The 15,487-nt window shown below is 64.5% G+C and carries 14 protein-coding genes; 4 read left to right on the top strand and 10 right to left on the bottom strand.

Features of this window, described 5'->3' with window-relative positions; genetic code table 11:
- Positions 1-95: 95 nt before the first annotated feature.
- A complete protein-coding gene (locus tag QFZ88_RS21635) occupies positions 96-1,289 on the top strand; it encodes a glycoside hydrolase family 25 protein (protein WP_036254933.1) in 1,194 nt (397 codons plus the stop codon).
- A gap of 32 nt (positions 1,290-1,321) precedes the next feature.
- Here the strand turns inward: QFZ88_RS21635 and arsC are convergent, their stop codons facing one another.
- Positions 1,322-1,735 (bottom strand): arsenate reductase (glutaredoxin), encoded by a 414-nt coding sequence (gene arsC / locus QFZ88_RS21630; protein ID WP_024926665.1) that lies wholly within the window; start codon positions 1,733-1,735, stop codon positions 1,322-1,324.
- Complete coding sequence (gene purD, locus QFZ88_RS21625; RefSeq protein ID WP_024926664.1) at positions 1,732-3,009, bottom strand: phosphoribosylamine--glycine ligase; 1,278 nt, start codon at positions 3,007-3,009, stop codon at positions 1,732-1,734. The genes arsC and purD overlap by 4 nt, the downstream gene beginning before the upstream one ends.
- 150 nt (positions 3,010-3,159) lie before the next feature.
- Between purD and QFZ88_RS21620 the strand changes: the two genes are divergently transcribed.
- Both QFZ88_RS21620 and ubiA read left to right on the top strand, forming a co-directional pair.
- Complete coding sequence (locus QFZ88_RS21620; protein WP_024926663.1) at positions 3,160-3,699, top strand: GNAT family N-acetyltransferase; 540 nt, start codon at positions 3,160-3,162, stop codon at positions 3,697-3,699.
- A 103-nt stretch (positions 3,700-3,802) separates the two neighbouring features.
- The gene (gene ubiA, locus QFZ88_RS21615) at positions 3,803-4,786 is read left to right on the top strand and encodes a 4-hydroxybenzoate octaprenyltransferase (RefSeq protein WP_024926662.1); all 984 of its coding nucleotides are present in this window, start codon (positions 3,803-3,805) and stop codon (positions 4,784-4,786) included.
- Between the two features lie 86 nt (positions 4,787-4,872).
- Here ubiA and QFZ88_RS21610 read toward each other — a convergent pair whose 3' ends face one another.
- From QFZ88_RS21610 to QFZ88_RS21600, 3 genes are all read right to left on the bottom strand, one after another.
- Positions 4,873-5,439, bottom strand: coding sequence for a DUF6101 family protein (locus QFZ88_RS21610; RefSeq protein WP_024926661.1), 567 nt, complete (start codon positions 5,437-5,439; stop codon positions 4,873-4,875).
- Positions 5,440-5,621: 182 nt separating this feature from the next.
- Positions 5,622-7,052, bottom strand: a complete 1,431-nt coding sequence (locus QFZ88_RS21605; protein WP_024926660.1) for an FAD-binding oxidoreductase — start codon at positions 7,050-7,052, stop codon at positions 5,622-5,624.
- Between the two features lie 173 nt (positions 7,053-7,225).
- Positions 7,226-8,197 carry an L-threonylcarbamoyladenylate synthase gene (locus tag QFZ88_RS21600; RefSeq protein WP_024926659.1) on the bottom strand — a complete coding sequence of 324 codons (972 nt, stop codon included), beginning with the start codon at positions 8,195-8,197 and terminating at the stop codon, positions 7,226-7,228.
- A 57-nt stretch (positions 8,198-8,254) separates the two neighbouring features.
- Here QFZ88_RS21600 and QFZ88_RS21595 point away from each other — a divergent pair, with 57 nt between their 5' ends.
- The gene (locus QFZ88_RS21595) at positions 8,255-8,755 is read left to right on the top strand and encodes a hypothetical protein (RefSeq protein ID WP_139116501.1); all 501 of its coding nucleotides are present in this window, start codon (positions 8,255-8,257) and stop codon (positions 8,753-8,755) included.
- A gap of 53 nt (positions 8,756-8,808) precedes the next feature.
- On the opposite strand, the gene QFZ88_RS21590 is transcribed toward QFZ88_RS21595, so the two are convergent.
- The 5 genes from QFZ88_RS21590 to QFZ88_RS21570 all read right to left on the bottom strand — a co-directional run bounded on the left by QFZ88_RS21590 (position 8,809) and on the right by QFZ88_RS21570 (position 15,453).
- Positions 8,809-9,075: a hypothetical protein gene (locus QFZ88_RS21590; protein WP_024926657.1), complete on the bottom strand. Its 267-nt coding sequence runs from the start codon at positions 9,073-9,075 to the stop codon at positions 8,809-8,811.
- A gap of 145 nt (positions 9,076-9,220) precedes the next feature.
- Positions 9,221-11,533: a glycine--tRNA ligase subunit beta gene (gene glyS, locus QFZ88_RS21585; protein WP_024926656.1), complete on the bottom strand. Its 2,313-nt coding sequence runs from the start codon at positions 11,531-11,533 to the stop codon at positions 9,221-9,223.
- A 396-nt stretch (positions 11,534-11,929) separates the two neighbouring features.
- On the bottom strand, positions 11,930-12,406 hold the full coding sequence (locus QFZ88_RS21580) for a DUF4262 domain-containing protein (RefSeq protein WP_024926655.1): 477 nt from the start codon (positions 12,404-12,406) through the stop codon (positions 11,930-11,932).
- Positions 12,407-12,415: 9 nt separating this feature from the next.
- The gene (locus QFZ88_RS21575) at positions 12,416-13,360 is read right to left on the bottom strand and encodes a glycine--tRNA ligase subunit alpha (protein WP_024926654.1); all 945 of its coding nucleotides are present in this window, start codon (positions 13,358-13,360) and stop codon (positions 12,416-12,418) included.
- Between the two features lie 332 nt (positions 13,361-13,692).
- Positions 13,693-15,453, bottom strand: a complete 1,761-nt coding sequence (locus tag QFZ88_RS21570; protein ID WP_024922346.1) for a tetratricopeptide repeat protein — start codon at positions 15,451-15,453, stop codon at positions 13,693-13,695.
- Positions 15,454-15,487: the final 34 nt, after the last annotated feature.

Below are 15,487 nucleotides of genomic sequence, written 5' to 3'. Positions count from 1 at the left end.
CCCGGCCCATGGCGCGGGAACGTTTCCGCGCGTGCCATGGCGAAAAACCCTTCGTTAACCATGCCGGTTCAGGATCAACCCTCAGTCAGCGGGATATGCTCTTGAAAGGCCGCACGCGACAGTTCCACCGCATCCTGACGCTGGCAGCGGGCCTGGTGGCGGGCACTGGTGCCGGTGCGGCATCCGACTTCTCCGAACCATGGAAGAAGGACGACCGGGCACTCGTCATCGACGCTTATGAATACAACCCCATCGACTGGCCGGCGCTTGCCTCCGACAAGCGCATTGTCGGCTTCATCAACAAGGCCTCCGACGGGCTGCCGCCACCTTATGCATGCGGCGGCACCGACACCGAGCAGCGGCTGTGCAAGGCGTTGTGGAAACGCCACGCGGTGGCACGCGAACTGTTCCAGACGCGCAAGGTGGTGGCACGGGCGCTCGGCCTGCAATGGGGCGCCTATCATCTGGCGCGGCCGGGCAACCCGGTCGAACAGGCCGATAGTTTCGTCGATTTCGCCGATCCCAGCCCCGACGATCTTCTGGCCATCGACATCGAGGACAACGACCCGCAGAAATGGATGTCACTGGACGACGCCGAGGAATTCGTGCGGCAGGTGCACCGCCGCGTCGGCCGTTTCCCGATCCTCTACACCAATGAGGTGACGGCCAGCCACATCGCCGCCAACCGCTACCGCTACCGACTCTTGTCGCGCCTGCCGCTCTGGTACGCGCGCTACAAGCCGGAAGTCGGCGCCTCGTTCCCGAAAGGCCACTGGAACGGCTACGCGCTCTGGCAATTCGCCGCCCAGGCCAATTGCGGCCGTGTCGCCTGCCCCTACCGACCGGCGGGAACGCCGATGGACATCGACGTCAATGTGGCGCCCATGGATGCCGGCGAACTGCGCCGGCAATGGCCGTTCGGCGGCCTGATCGACGTACCGGCCGATTATCTGGCCAGCGTGCCGGTGCCGCTGTCACGCGAGGCTGGGCTGCGCGGCGAAAGGCTCACCTATGCTGCCGTTGCCGCCCCGCCGACGCTGGATGAACTGGTCGCCGTGCTGAAGGCGCGCTGGACATCCTTCCGGGACGGCTTCCGCAAGCCGCCGCTTGTGGCGGCCAACAGGCTGTCCAACCCGCTGCGCGGCATCGCTGGCTATGTCGCGGAGATGCGCCAGCGCATCCATCCCGCCCTCGTCTCCGAGGCTGCCCCGCCGGTGGGCATAGACCCCGTCACCACCGGTTCGATCGGCCCGAAACCCGCACCCGCCCTGCCCTTCGCCGGACGCTGACCTGTGCGACACGGAAGGTCCGGGCGGAAAGCTCAGCGCCGAACCGGCGCGCGCACCACTTCGCCGTCTTCCTTGATGAAGTCGCCGATGTCGGGATTGGCCAGCACTTCCAGCACCCGCTCCGAGGGCCTGGCCAGCACCGCGCCCTTTTCCGTCACCACGATCGGCCGGTTGATGAGGATCGGGTGCTCCATCATGAAATTGAGGAGCTCCTCGTCGCTCCATCTTGGATCGTAGAGGCGAAGCTCGGTGTACGGCGTGTCTTTCTGGCGCAACATCTGGCGGGGCGTCATGCCCATCTGCCGGATCAGCTCGACCAGCCTGCCGCGCGAGGGCGGCGTCTTCAGATATTCGATGATCTCGGGTTCCTCGCCGGAGGCGCGGATCATGGCCAGCGCGTTGCGCGAGGTGCCGCAGTCGGGATTGTGGTAGATGATGATGCTCATCGTCCCGCTTCTCGCTCGACCGCCCGCCATCCGATGTCGCGGCGGCAGAAGCCCTGCGGCCAGTCGATGCGATCGACGGCGGCATAGGCCTGACGCTGCGCTTCGCCGACCGTCGCGCCGGTGGCCGTGACATTGAGCACGCGGCCGCCATTGGCGACCAGCGCACCGGCATTGATGGCGGTGCCAGCGTGGAAGATCTGGGTACCATCGCCCCGCTCGCCATCGATGCCGCGGATGACCGAGCCCTTTTCCGGCGCGCCGGGATAACCCTGGGCGGCCATGACGACGGTGAGCGCCGCTTCGTCCCGCCAGCGCACCGACATATGCGAAAGCTGGCCGTCGGCCGCGGCATTGAGAAGGACCAGCAGATCGTCCTTCAGCCGCATCATCAAGACCTGGCATTCCGGATCGCCGAAGCGAGTATTGTATTCGATCAGTTTGGGACCGTTCTCGTCGATCATCAGCCCGGCGAACAAAACGCCGGCGAAGGGCGAGCCGAGTTCGGCCATACCGCGCATGGTCGGCTCGATGATCTCGCGCATGGTGCGCTCGATTATTTCAGGCGTCATCACCGGCGCCGGCGAATAGGCGCCCATGCCGCCGGTGTTGGGTCCAATATCGCCGTCGCCGACACGCTTGTGGTCCTGCGCGGTGCCAAAAGGCAGCGCCGTGGTGCCGTCGCACAGGCAGAAGAAGCTCGCCTCCTCGCCGGTCAGGAATTCCTCGACCACGACTTCGGCGCCAGCGCTGCCGAAGGAGCCGTCGAAACAGGCATTCAGCCCATCCAGCGCCTCGGCCAGCGTCATGGCGACGGTCACGCCCTTGCCGGCGGCCAGCCCGTCGGCCTTGATGACGATCGGCGCGCCGACCTTTTCGACATAGGCGCGCGCGGCCGCCAGATTGTCGAAGCGGCCATAGGCGGCGGTCGGAATATCAAAGCGGGCGCACAGGTCCTTGGTGAAGCCTTTCGAGCCCTCCAGCCTGGCCGCCGCCTTGGACGGTCCGAACACGCGGATGCCGGCAGCGCGCAAATCGTCGGCGATGCCCGCCACCAGCGGCGCTTCAGGGCCGACGACGACGAGATCGATCTTCATGTCGCGGCAGAAGCCGGCGACGGCGACATGGTTGGAAATGTCGAGCGCGACCAGTTCGGCCTGTTGGGCGATGCCGGGATTGCCGGGTGCTGCGTAGAGCTTGGTCAGGAGTGGCGAGGCGGCGAGCTTCCAGGCCAGCGCATGTTCGCGGCCGCCGGAACCGAGGAGAAGAACTTTCATGCCGAATACCTCGCGCTCACCCATATCGCCCGGCTCTGGCTATTGGCGATGGCGCGGCAGGTCAAGGCAAGATGGCGCCTTTCAACCGCAACGGCATTGTCGGGCGCCCACCGCCGGCCTATCTGGGATCGACGACAAGAAGGGAAAGCCATGCCGATCACCATCGAACGTGCCCATCCTCTGCTTTTCGCCGCGGCCGGCAAGGCCGATTTCAGCTTCAGGGTCGACGCCTATTACGAACCGGCCTTTGGCCGGCCGGTGGCCGAATGGCAACGCATTCCGGTCGAGCCCTATGTGAAAACCTATGACGAGCTGGAAGAGGAGGACGAGGAGCAGGAATGGGACGAAGACAGCGCGCTGTTCGTCGCCCTGCTCGATAATCGGCCGATCGGGCGGCTTTCGGTGACGCGCAACTGGAACGCTTATGGCCTGCTCGACGACTTCGGCGTCGACAGCGCCCATCGTGGCAGCGGCATCGGCGGCAGGCTGTTCGAGCAGGCCAAGGCCTGGGCGGAGGCCGATGGCCTGCCCGGACTGACGCTTGAAACGCAGAACAACAACCTGAACGCCTGCCGCTTCTACGAACGCCAGGGCTTCGAGCTCGGCGGGTTCGACCGCTTCTTCTACCGGGGGCTCTGTCCCGACACGCGCGAGATCGCGCTGTTCTGGTATCTGCCCTTCAGGCGGTGAAGCTTGGGCCCGACCGGCGGGGCACGGTTAATGTGAGTGGCGCCAGGCCGCCGAGACATCGTGTCTGCTTGACGCCCGCGCGGCAGCCTGTCACTCCAAGCCAATGGAAACCATACAGTCGAAATCGGCTCAGGGCCGCGTCGCCGACGCGCCGAGCGGGCACTGGGTCTACCGCGTTCTGCCGCGCTGGCTGTGGCCCTATGCCCAGCTCGCCCGCTGGGACCGACCGATCGGCTGGCAGCTGCTTTTGTGGCCGTGCTGGTGGTCGGCGGCACTTGCCGCCAGCGCCTATGCGCGCGTCGACGACACGCTGCTGTCGCTCCTGCCGCTGCCGTCGACGCTGATCCTGTTCCTGCTCGGCGCCATCGCCATGCGCGGTGCCGGCTGCACCTACAACGACATCGTCGACGAGGACATCGACAACCAGGTCGAGCGCACCCGCTCGCGCCCGCTGCCGTCGGGCAAGGTCAGCCGTCGGCAGGCCTGGATATTCCTGGTGCTGCAGGCGCTGGTCGGGCTGGTGGTGCTACTGCAGTTCAACGGCTTCGCCATCCTGCTCGGGGTCTGCTCGCTGGCCGTCGTCGCGGTCTACCCGTTCATGAAGCGCTTCACCAACTGGCCGCAATTCGTGCTTGGTCTCGCCTTTTCCTGGGGCGCGCTGATGGGCTGGGCCAGCGAATTCGCCGACCTCGATGCGCCGGCCTTCCTGCTCTATATCGGCTCCATCCTGTGGGTGATTGGCTACGACACGATCTACGCCCACCAGGACAAGGAAGACGACGCCATCGTCGGCGTGCGCTCCACCGCCCGGCTGTTCGGCGACAACACCAAATCCTGGCTGGTCGGCCTCTATGCCGGCGCGCTGATGTGTTTCGCCGTCGCCTTTGCCTCGGCGCAGGCACCGGTGGTGGCGCTCGCCGGCCTGATCGCAGCCGGCGCGCATATGGCTCGCCAGATCATCACGCTGGACATCGACAATCCGGACCAATGCCTGAAGCTGTTCAAGTCGAACAACCAGGTCGGCTGGCTGATCTTCCTTGGCCTGATCGGCGGCGCCATCTGGGTGGCAGTGAAGCCGCTGATGTAAGCGAAGGCGCACCGCGCGAGAGTTCGAGGCGCTGGAAACTCGAAAAGCCGGTCGCCCGGCTTTTCATGCTCCGGACGGGCAAGTCCCTACTGGCGGGCGATGATCTCCTCGCCGCCGATAACCAGCCTGAGACCCAGATCGCCGGTGCGGCGGCGGGCCAGGAAGCGCGGGCGGCGCGTGGTGGAGATGCGGCCCTTGCGACGATCGCGCGGCGGCTGCGTCTTGATGGCGGCGCCGAGCGATTCCTCCAGCGTGCGGGCGACACCGTCCGCCTCGATCAGCAGCATCGGCAGGCCGAAGGCTTCGGCCCAGGCGCGCCAGTCGGCCGCGATATCGTCGAGGTCGTCGGCGACCAGCAGCGGCACCGACAGCATCGGATCGCTGTGCAAAAGCTCCAGCGTCACCGTGACATTGCCGTCCTCATCTTCCATGGCGCGAGCGGCAACGCCACGGAACGCGCGCGCCGGCAGGGCGATGACCACCGGCATGCCGCTCATCTGCAGCGTGCGGCGCATGATGGCACCGCGCCGGTCGATGGTGAGCGTGATGTCGCCGACGTCGTCGCGGGCGGCGTAGCTGACCATCTGCGGCAGGCGAAATGGGTCGAGGCGCATATTGCGCCCAGCCCAGACTGGCTTCAGTCCGGTGTTCATGAAATGCCTTCCTGTCTCTCCTGAGAGCCGGGTTCCCGGTCATCTCCGTGCGGGTTTTCCCGCCTCGTTATGGGAAGAGACTAGCGCTGGCGCCTTACCGCCCCGCTTAAGAAAGTCGGTTAAATTTTGCTGATCTGACAGATGGTTATCGGATTGCAACCAAGAACTATGCTTTGAAAGGATCAGATAACCTTGCCGGGATTCATGATGCCTGCCGGATCGAAGGCGGCCTTTACCCGGCGCATCAGGTCGATGGCCATCGGCGGCGCAGTGGCGATCAGTTCGTCGCGCTTCAACTGGCCGATGCCGTGCTCGGCCGAGATGGAGCCGTTCAGCGAACGCACGACATCGTGCACGGCCTTGTTCATGGGCTTGTAGAGATCGAGGAAGGCCTCATCGTCGCCATCCAGCGGACGCGAGATGTTGTAGTGCAGGTTGCCGTCGCCCATGTGGCCGAAGCAGACGATGCGAGCGCCGGCGCTGACCGAGGCGACCGCCTTCGCCGCGCGCTCGATGAAGGTCGGGATCGTGGCGATCGGCACCGATATGTCGTGCTTGATGGAAGCGCCTTCCGCCTTCTGCGTTTCCGGCAGGGTTTCGCGGAAATTCCAGAAGGCATCGGCCTGGGAAAGGCTGGCCGCGATGACGGCGTCGTCGGCCAGGCCCTTTTCCAACCCTTCCGACAGGATATCTTCGATCAACGCCCTGGCATCCTCAGCGGAGCGACCGGACGAAACCTGCATCAGCACATACCAGGGCCAGTCGTCGGCCAGTGGCCGGGTGACGCCGGCGCCGTGGCGCAGCGTGAAATCATAGGGCGTCCTGGCGATCAGCTCGAAGGCGGTCAGCGCCGGGCCGGCATGGTCCTCGGCGAGACTGAACAAAGCAAGGGCTGCTTCCGGCGACGGCAGACCGACAAAGGCGACCTCCCTGCCCTTCGGCTTGGGAAACAGTTTCATGACGGCGGCGGTGATGACACCCAGCGTGCCTTCGGCGCCGACGAACAGGTTCTTCAGATCGTAGCCGGTGTTGTCCTTCTTCAGCTTGCGCAGGTCGTCGAAAATCTCACCGGTCGGCAGCACCACCTCGACACCGAGGCAGAGTTCACGCGCGTTGCCATAGGCAAGCACGCCGGTGCCGCCGGCATTGGAAGAAAGATTGCCGCCGATCTGGCACGAGCCCTGGGCGGCCAGCGACAGCGGAAATAGCCGGTCGGCGGCGTCGGCCGCTTCCTGCAGCACCTGCAGGATGACACCGGCCTCGACGGTAGCTGTGTTCGATCTGACGTCGATCTCGCGGATACGATTTAGCCTGGACAGCGACAGAACGATCTGATGGCCCGAGGCGTCCGGCACCTGCGCGCCGACAAGGCCGGTGTTGCCGCTCTGCGGGACGACCGGCGTGCGCGTTTCGGTGGCTAGCCGCATGACGCGGCTGACTTCTTCGACGCTGCCGGGGCGCAGCACCAGCGAGGTGCGGCCATGCCACAGGCCGCGGCGCTCGGCGAGATACGGGGCGATGTTGGCCTGATCACGCAGGGCGTAGCGGTCACCGACGATGGCGGCGAAACGCTGGACAAGATCGGCGGACGGTTGGGAAAGCGTATCGGTCATCGGGCGGGACAAAATTCCAAACGGATCGAAACGGGAAGCAGCCGCATCTTGGCCCAGCCGGTGCGATGTCGTCCAGCACGCGACCGTAAAATCAGGCCCGATTTCCGGAAAGGATGATGCGCCAGGGCGAGGCGTTGCAGCGTCCCCAGCAAACCGTGACGACGCGCGGCGCCCTAGGCTCCGGCGAGCGGTTCGTCGCGCGGAGCGGCCGCGCGGGCAAGCCGGTCGTTAATCGCCTCGCCAAGACCGTCGAACGGCACCGGCTCGACCGCTATGGCCGCTACCTTTGAGCGGTCGAGTTCCTGCATGAAGGAGAACAAATTGGCCGCTGCCTCCGCAAGGTCGCCGCGCTCCGACAGGTTTTTTATCGCAACAGCATCCCGCCAGCCTTCGGCACGCGCCGGGCCGAAGGCGAGCAGCGCCTCGCCAGCCCGCACCTCGCCGGCATCCAGCCGCATCGCCGCGCGCGGCGCATAGTGCGAGGCAAGCATGCCCGGCGCCTGGATGCCGGTGGCGCCGCGCCGCAGCCGCACGCCGGCTATCGCCTCGATATCGGCGGCGGCGATGCCGCCCGGCCGCAGAAGATGCAGTCCGTCGGCATCGACCTTGACGATGGTCGATTCCAGCCCGACCGGCGTGGCGCCGCCATCGACGACCAGCTTGATACGCGGGCCGAGATCGGCAGCGACCGCCTCAGCGGTGGTGGCGCTTATGCGGCCCGAGGAATTGGCCGAGGGCGCTGCCAGCGGCCGGCCGAGCCGGCCGATCAGCTCGCCGCCAAAACCTTTCGGCATACGCAGCGCGACGGTGTCCAGCCCGGCGGTGACCAGGGGATGAATGCCGGCGCCTTCGCGCAGCGGCAAGACGAGGGTAAGCGGGCCCGGCCAGAAGGCTTCGGCGAGTTTGCGCGACAGCGGGTCGAAACCGGCGATGCGTTCGGCCATGGCGATATCGGCGACATGAGCGATCAGCGGGTTGAAGCGCGGCCGGCCCTTGGCCTCGAAGATGCGGGTGACGGCCGCGCCATTGGTGGCATCGCCGGCGAGGCCGTAGACAGTCTCGGTCGGGATGGCTACGACCGCGCCGGCGTTGAGCAATGCCAGCGCCTGTTCCATCGCATCGCGGACGGCAAGGATTTCAGCCATGTTTCGAACCTTCTTCGAGGCGGCTGCGTAATACGGCTGGCCGCGCCCGGCAAGCCTTTGGCCGCGAAAACGCCGACCGCTAAAATGCAAAGGATCGGCGAAAGCCGGCATCAAGGTGCCTGCTTTATGCTCATGGCAGGCATTGGGTATGGGCGGGGGTTCAATATGCGCAGCGTCGCGATCGCGGTCTTCATGGTTTGCACGGCAGGCGCCGCGCAGGCATCGTCGCTCGTCTATTTCAAGGAAGAAAAACCAGCCTCGACCCCGTCGGTGCTCTTCGTCGGCATTGATGGGCAACAGGCGACGCTTTCGTCAGTGATTTCTATGGGCGAGGCGCAACCGCCCGTTACTGGCGAGACAGTCTCGGCCATTCCGGTCGATCGCGGACCCGAAAGCGCGCCGATGGTAATCCGAGACGGTGTGGTGGGCAGCGCGCTGCCGCGCCATATGACGAAACCGGCCGTGGCCCAAAGCACGAACGCCGCCAAACCAATTCCGGCCAAGGCCGATGGAAAACTGCCGGCTTCCGGCAAACTCAAGCCGGAAGCGCTGCGTTAAACAAACCATCAGAGCGGCAAGGCGGCATCGCCGCCCTGCCCCGGCGAAAAGCTTCAGGCCGCGGCCTTGGCTTCTTCCTCGCCATCGTCTTCGTGGTCGGTTTCTTCTTCGTCCTCGGCGGTTTCCTCGCCGTCCTCGGTGTCTTCGCCTTCTTCGTCCTCGTCTTCCGCTTCTTCGTCGTCGTGATCGTCCTCGTCGTCGGACATCACCACTTCATCGTCGTCGCGGCCGGCCAGTTCGTGTTCCGGCGTGGCTTCGAGCAGCGCCTCGTCAGAGGCCAGGATATCGTCCAGCAATTCAGGTTCGGCAACGAATGTCATGAAAGCCTCCGTGGGTTCGAGTGAACACCCGAAATGTCCCACGCCGACATCATCGCCATATGACTGTAAGCCGGCTCGCGCGGCTATTTTACAAGTCCCTGAAATGCCTCGCCGGAGCGCCCGGGGGGGCTCCGATTTCCGGCTATCAGCCGGCGATCTTGGAGAAATCGGCGACCCGGTCGGTGGCGGCGCGGATGCGTGACAAGAGCGCAAGACGATTCGCCCGCACGGCGACATCCTCTTCATTGACCAGGACCTTGTCGAAGAAGGTATCGACAGGTTCGCGGAGCGCGCTGAGCGCCACCATGGCTGCGGAAAAATCTTCCTTGCCAATGGCTTCGCCGGCCCGCGCTTCCGCCTGATCGATCGCGGAAAACAGCTTCTTTTCGGCATCCTCGCGGAACAATGCCGGGTCGACGGCGGCGGCGACCGCCGTGCCCTTCTTTTCCTCAGCGGCGAGGATGTTGGCGGCGCGCTTGGTGCCGGCGAGCAGGTTCTTGCCGTCCTCGGTGTCGAGCAGCTTGCCCAGTGCCTCGACGCGGCGAACGACGGTCAACAGATCGTCGGCATCCGGCGTGATGACGGCGTCGATCAGGTCATGCCGCGCGCCCTGGTCACGGAGATAGACTTTCAAGCGGTCGTGGAAGAAGGAGAGGAGGTTGGCGCGAGCAGAGCCTACTACCCAGTTCATCGCGACGCCAGATGCCGCTTGATCTTCCGCAACGGCTCTCGTGACTTCTTTGAAACTTGGACTTGTACTCTTTTTGAGTTCGACGCCTATCAATTCGGCTCGATCCGAGACTCTCTGCTTCTCAACACCAACTCTAGCGAAATATTGGTCTGAGATGAGGTTGTTGGCGGTATGGAAGGAAAGGTTCAGCCCCAACCGCACCTCATTCTCAACGACAATCCTGATCACGCCCAACGCCGCTCTCCGCAGCGCATAAGGGTCCTTGGAGCCGGTCGGCTTCTCGTCGATGGCCCAGAAGCCGACCAGCGTGTCGAGCTTGTCGGCCAGCGCTACCGAAACCGAAACCGGATCGGTCGGCACGCGGTCGGACGGGCCTTGCGGCTTGTAATGTTCCTCGATCGCCGCGGCGACGGAGATGCTCTCGCCTTGCAGCAACGCGTATTTGCGGCCCATGGCGCCCTGCAATTCCGGGAACTCGCCGACCACTTCGGTCTGCAGATCGGCCTTGGCCAGCACCGCCGCGCGCTGGGCCTGCGCCGGCTCGGCACCAACGACCGGCGCGACCTCGGTTGCCAGCCTGCGGATGCGCTGGACGCGTTCGCCCTGCGTGCCAAGCTTGGCGTGGAAAGTGACGTTGAGGTGATCGAGCCGCGCCATGCGCTGGTCGAGTGGCTTTTTCAGATCGAGACCGAACTTGGCCGCCGAACCCTCCAGCGCGCCAAGGTCCGGCAGATCGCCCTGATCGGTGTGCCAGAAATAGAGCGCGTCCGACAGGCGCGCACGCACCACCTTGCCGTTGCCATGCGCGATCTCGGCGCCGCCATCCTTCGCCTCGATGTTGGCGGTGAGGATGAAGCGGTTGGACAGGTTCTCCGCCTCACCTTGCGGGCGGGTGACGAAACACTTCTGGTTGGCGCGGATGGTGAGGCGGATCACTTCCGGCGGAATGGCCAAAAAGTCCTGCTCGAATTCGCCCATCAAGACGACCGGCCATTCGACCAGGCCGGAAACTTCCTCCAGCAGGCCCTCGTCCTCGACAAGGTCGAGCCCGTTGGCGAAGGCAAGGTTGCGGGCGTCGGCCAGGATGATCTCCTTGCGCCGCTCGGCGTCGATGACGACCTTGGCCGCGTCGAGCTTCGCCGCATAGTCGTCGAAGCGCTTGACCGTGATGGCGCCTGGCGCATGGAAGCGGTGGCCATAGGTGACATTGCCGGCGCGGATGCCGTCGATCTCGAAATCGACCACCACCGGCTCCTCGGTCTCGGGGCCGAAGGTGCAGACGATGGATTGCAGCGGACGTACCCAGCGCAGCGCGCCGGGCTTGGCCGAGGCGGGGCCCCAGCGCATCGACTTCGGCCACGGGAAGGTGCGGATGATGGCCGGCACCAGCTCGGCGATGACCTCCTCGGCGGCGCGGCCGGGCTTGGAGATGTGGGCGACGTAGAAGTCGCCCTTCTTCGGGTCGGCATGGACATGCGCCTCGGCGACGGAGGCGAGGCCGGCCTTGCGCAGGAAACCCTGGATGGCCTGCTCCGGCGCCTTGGTGGACGGGCCCTTGATTTCCTCGCGCACATCCTTGGAGCGCGCGGTGAGCCCGCGGACGTCGAGCGTCAGCCGGCGCGGCGTCCAGTATTCGCGTGCCGCTTCGTAGGTCAGACCTGCCTCGACCAGACCGTCAGTCAGCATCTTCTTCAGGTCGCCGGCAGCCTTGCGCTGCATGCGCGCTGGGATTTCCTCGGAACGGAGTTCAAGCAGAAGATCGGGCATGGTCGGTCTCAAACGGGATGGCTGGCGCGGCAATAGCAAGTCGCCCGCGCCCTGTCACCCTCGGTGCATGGCCACGAGCCTTTGAAAATTTCGCGGGGCATGTCGGCAAGCGGCGGCCTGAGCCGTCCTAAGGGCACAGCGACATCATCGAAACGAAGCGCCGGGCGGGCTTCCGCCCGGACGGGAAACCATTGGCTGAAGACCATGAAGACCGCATCGACATTGCTGCAGATCCTGGCGCTTGGCGCGTGCTTTACAGCGCAGGTGCACGGTGCATTGGCAATGCCTGGCACCCGCAGGGCGCTCCAGATACTCGCGACCTCTGCCCACTTCACCCCAGTACAATCTTTACGCTAACGCCTACTCCATCCTGCACAGCGACGCCCACTTCAGCTCTCAATGATGGGAAGGCAGGGAGCCAAGCAGTGGCTGAAGATCACGCCATTCCTCTCGGTAGCCAGGCTGCCAGGGAAATGCCCCAGATCGGCTGTCGGGATAGATCAATTGCAATACAGGAAAGGGTTTTCGGTCGTAGAACCAACTGGTCCATGTCGTGTATTCGCGATCTCGGTCCGGTGAATCCACGCGAAGGAAAGTCACGGGATGGCCTTCCACAAATCCGTCGTAAAACGCGCCCGGAGACACACTCTCACCGGCATGGGCCCGATTCCCATATTCATTGATGACGAAATGGGCGACATCCAGAGCAAGACTGAAGACAATCAGTTCGGGCATGCCGGTCAAACGGAAGATACCCGTGGAATAGGCAAAGCCCGGGCTGTCCACGTCGGCGCCAACCATCATCACGTGCCAGCGATAGCGCTCGATGATGCTAAGGAATTCTCGCTCCGCATCGTCTGTTGGTTGTGGCACAGCTTCGCCTCACGCCGCCAAACCACCCGCATCGGTGAGCAGAAACGCCTCGCCACAGGCTTTGGCCAGGTTGCGCACGCGCAGAATGTAGCTCTGGCGTTCCGTGACCGAAATGACGCCGCGCGCGTCGAGCAGATTGAAGACGTGGCTGGCCTTGATGCACTGGTCGTAGGCCGGGAACACCATCTTGTGCATGGCGATGTTGGTGTTCGAGGCCGGCGCACCGGCATCGAGCAGCGCCTTGCACTCGGCCTCGGCATCCTCGAAATGGCGCAAAAGCATGGCCGTGTTGGCGTGTTCGAAATTGTGACGCGAATATTCCTGCTCGGCCTGCAGGAAGACCTCGCCGTAGGACACGCGGTCCGGCCCTTCCATGCCATTGAAGTTCAGGTCGTAGACATTGTCGACGCCCTGTACATACATGGCCAACCGCTCCAGCCCGTAGGTCAGTTCGCCGGCGACCGGCGCGCATTCGATGCCGCAGACCTGCTGGAAATAGGTGAACTGCGACACTTCCATGCCGTCGCACCAGCACTCCCAGCCGAGGCCCCAGGCGCCGAGCGTCGGGCTTTCCCAATCGTCCTCGACGAAGCGGATGTCGTGCAGCAGCGGGTCGATGCCGATCGCTTTCAGCGAGCCGAGATAGAGCTCCTGCAGGTTCGGCGGATTGGGCTTCAGGATGACCTGATACTGATAGTAGTGCTGCAGCCGGTTCGGGTTCTCGCCGTAGCGGCCGTCCTTCGGCCGGCGCGACGGCTGTACATAGGCAGCGTTCCAGCGGCGTGGACCGAGCGCCCGCAACGTCGTCGCCGGGTGGAAGGTACCGGCGCCCACTTCCATGTCGTAGGGCTGCAGGATGACACAACCATGCGCGGCCCAGTAATTATGCAGGGTCAGGATCAGGCCCTGGAACGAGCGCTTGGGATCGAGATTTGCTGGAAGTTCGGCGGTCACGGCGGCCTCGATGGGTGCTGCGGAATGCGCCACTCCCTAGTGCCCTGCTCTGAGAGCGTCAAGGCAAGTGGTGGTGGAAGGAAGACGCTGATCTTCCCCTCACCGGAGTTCGATACCTGCAACGAAGCTCGAAAAGCCAAGCAGTTAGCTTAGGGATTCACCTGCCGGGCGCCCGCTGCCTGCGACAGCTCCCCAGCGTTCGAGCCCTTTGGAAGGTCCACCGGACCTTCCAATTCGCTACATGGCCGCTTCCCGGCCCCTCGCAGGCTCAGGGCGTTCGAAGCTCGAAAAGCCAAGCAATTGGCTTTTCGTCCGCTAACGCGGACCGCTTCTCACCCCTTCGGGGGCTTGGGCTTCGGGGCTTCCTGCGCGGTCTTGTTCTCGAGCGGCGGCAGGCCCTTAAGCAATTTCTGCTCGACCGAGGCCAGCACGTCGGGCTCCGGCTTCAGGTCGCGCGCGTGGCGCCACTGGAACGTGGCTTCGAGCTTGCGGCCGACGCGCCAGTAGACGTCGCCCAGATGGTCGTTCAGCACCGGGTCTTCCGGCTTCAGCTGCACGGCGCGTTCCATTTCGCGCACAGCGTCATCGTAGCGGCCGAGCTTGTAGTAGGCCCAACCTAGCGAATCGACGATGTATCCATCGCTCGGCCGCAGGTCGGCGGCCTTCTTGATCATATCCAGCGCTTCCTTGAGGTTGGTGCCCATGTCCACCCAGGAATAACCGAGATAGTTCAACACCTGCGGCTGGTTCGGGTAGAGCTCGAGCGCCTTGCGGAAATTCGGCTCGGCCTTGGGCCATTCCTTGACCCGCTCGTAAGCGATGCCGCGCTGGTAGAAGATATTCCAGTCGGCCTTGGTCGGCTTTTTCAGCGCCGCGACCGCCCTGTCGTAGAGATCGGCGGCCGAGCGGAAATCCTGCTTGGAGGAATAAACGCCGCCGAGCGCCATATAGCCGCGCATGTCTCCGGGATTGGCCTCGACCAGCGTCTTCAGCTGCGCGATCGCCTCGTCGTTGCGGCCGAGATCGGCGAGGTTCAGGCCGGTCTGCAGCTCCGACACTTCCTTCAACGGCGAGGATGCCGGGATGCGACGGTAGAACTCGATGGCGCGGTTGCCGTCCTTGAGCTGCTCGGCCACGGCGGCAAGCTGCACCAGCACGGCGTCGCCGTCCGGCTTCAACGCCAGCGCGTATTCGAGATAAAGCCGCACGAAGGGCTCGCCGCCGCCACGGTTAAGCGCGGTGGCGAGATCGAGCAAAATCTCGGACGCGCCGTCGGCGGGGCCGGCGACAAGCGGTTCGGGTTTGTCGCCCTTGTTGATCTTGTCGCGCAGCGCCGCGATCTCGACCTTGCCGGAACCGAATTCCTCCGCCTGCTTGAGCACGGACAGCGCCTTTTCCTTGTCGCCCTGGCGGGCCAGGAAGGTGGCGTAAGCCTGGGCGGCGCGCATCCAGGTCTCGGGTGCCGCGCTGCCGGCGGCGGTGTTGCCTATCGCTTCGGAATAGGCCGCGTCGGCCTTGTCGTTCAGCCCGGCCGCCTCGGCGATCAGCCCACGATGGAACGACTTGAACAGGCCGAACCATTCAGGTCCTTCCAGCTTGCGCACATAATCGATGGCATCGGCGCCCTGGCCGGCCCCTTGCATCGCCCAGCCGGTCATGACGCCGGAAATCAGCTTGTCGAGATCGGCACCGAGCGAGAGCTTCAGCCAGTACTGAGCCTTGGCGAAGTCCTTCTTCTTGAAGCTGTCGACCGCCAGCGCCAGACGCGAGAAACGCTCGACATCCGGCACTTCCTTCAGTTTGTCGGCATAAGGCAGCGATTCCTCGAAGCGACCCTGCGCGATCAGCGACAACATCAGGCTCTGCTGCAGCTGCGTGTCCTCGGGCGCGAAGGCCAATGCCTGCTTGTAATAGGCGATGGCGTTGTCGAGATCGTTGTCGTTCTCGGCGATCCTGGCCGAAAGATAGGCACCCGAAAACGAATTGATTTCAACGGGATCCGTCGCCTGGCTTGCCAGGCCGGCCTGCGTCTGCGCCACAAGACCAGCGAGAAGGGCCAGGCCCGAGAGCCAGCGAACACGTCTTTGCCGCATCGTAATCCTTTCTGGCAGGCAATCACCCGCTCCG

The organism is Mesorhizobium sp. YL-MeA3-2017 (assembly GCF_030814575.1).
GTDB lineage: Bacteria > Pseudomonadota > Alphaproteobacteria > Rhizobiales > Rhizobiaceae > Mesorhizobium > Mesorhizobium terrae.
Note: the sequence above shows the minus strand (reverse complement) of the source record. Positions and strands in the feature narration are given on the sequence as shown.

Bases quoted from the DNA above. Each gene is read 5' to 3' on its own strand.
- QFZ88_RS21635 (WP_036254933.1), top strand. From the start codon at position 96: ATGCTCTTGAAAGGCCGCACGCGACAGTTCCACCGCATCCTGACGCTG.
- arsC (WP_024926665.1), bottom strand. From the start codon at position 1,735: ATGAGCATCATCATCTACCACAATCCCGACTGCGGCACCTCGCGCAAC.
- purD (WP_024926664.1), bottom strand. From the start codon at position 3,009: ATGAAAGTTCTTCTCCTCGGTTCCGGCGGCCGCGAACATGCGCTGGCC.
- QFZ88_RS21620 (WP_024926663.1), top strand. From the start codon at position 3,160: ATGCCGATCACCATCGAACGTGCCCATCCTCTGCTTTTCGCCGCGGCC.
- ubiA (WP_024926662.1), top strand. From the start codon at position 3,803: ATGGAAACCATACAGTCGAAATCGGCTCAGGGCCGCGTCGCCGACGCG.
- QFZ88_RS21610 (WP_024926661.1), bottom strand. From the start codon at position 5,439: ATGAACACCGGACTGAAGCCAGTCTGGGCTGGGCGCAATATGCGCCTC.
- QFZ88_RS21605 (WP_024926660.1), bottom strand. From the start codon at position 7,052: ATGACCGATACGCTTTCCCAACCGTCCGCCGATCTTGTCCAGCGTTTC.
- QFZ88_RS21600 (WP_024926659.1), bottom strand. From the start codon at position 8,197: ATGGCTGAAATCCTTGCCGTCCGCGATGCGATGGAACAGGCGCTGGCA.
- QFZ88_RS21590 (WP_024926657.1), bottom strand. From the start codon at position 9,075: ATGACATTCGTTGCCGAACCTGAATTGCTGGACGATATCCTGGCCTCT.
- glyS (WP_024926656.1), bottom strand. From the start codon at position 11,533: ATGCCCGATCTTCTGCTTGAACTCCGTTCCGAGGAAATCCCAGCGCGC.
- QFZ88_RS21570 (WP_024922346.1), bottom strand. From the start codon at position 15,453: ATGCGGCAAAGACGTGTTCGCTGGCTCTCGGGCCTGGCCCTTCTCGCT.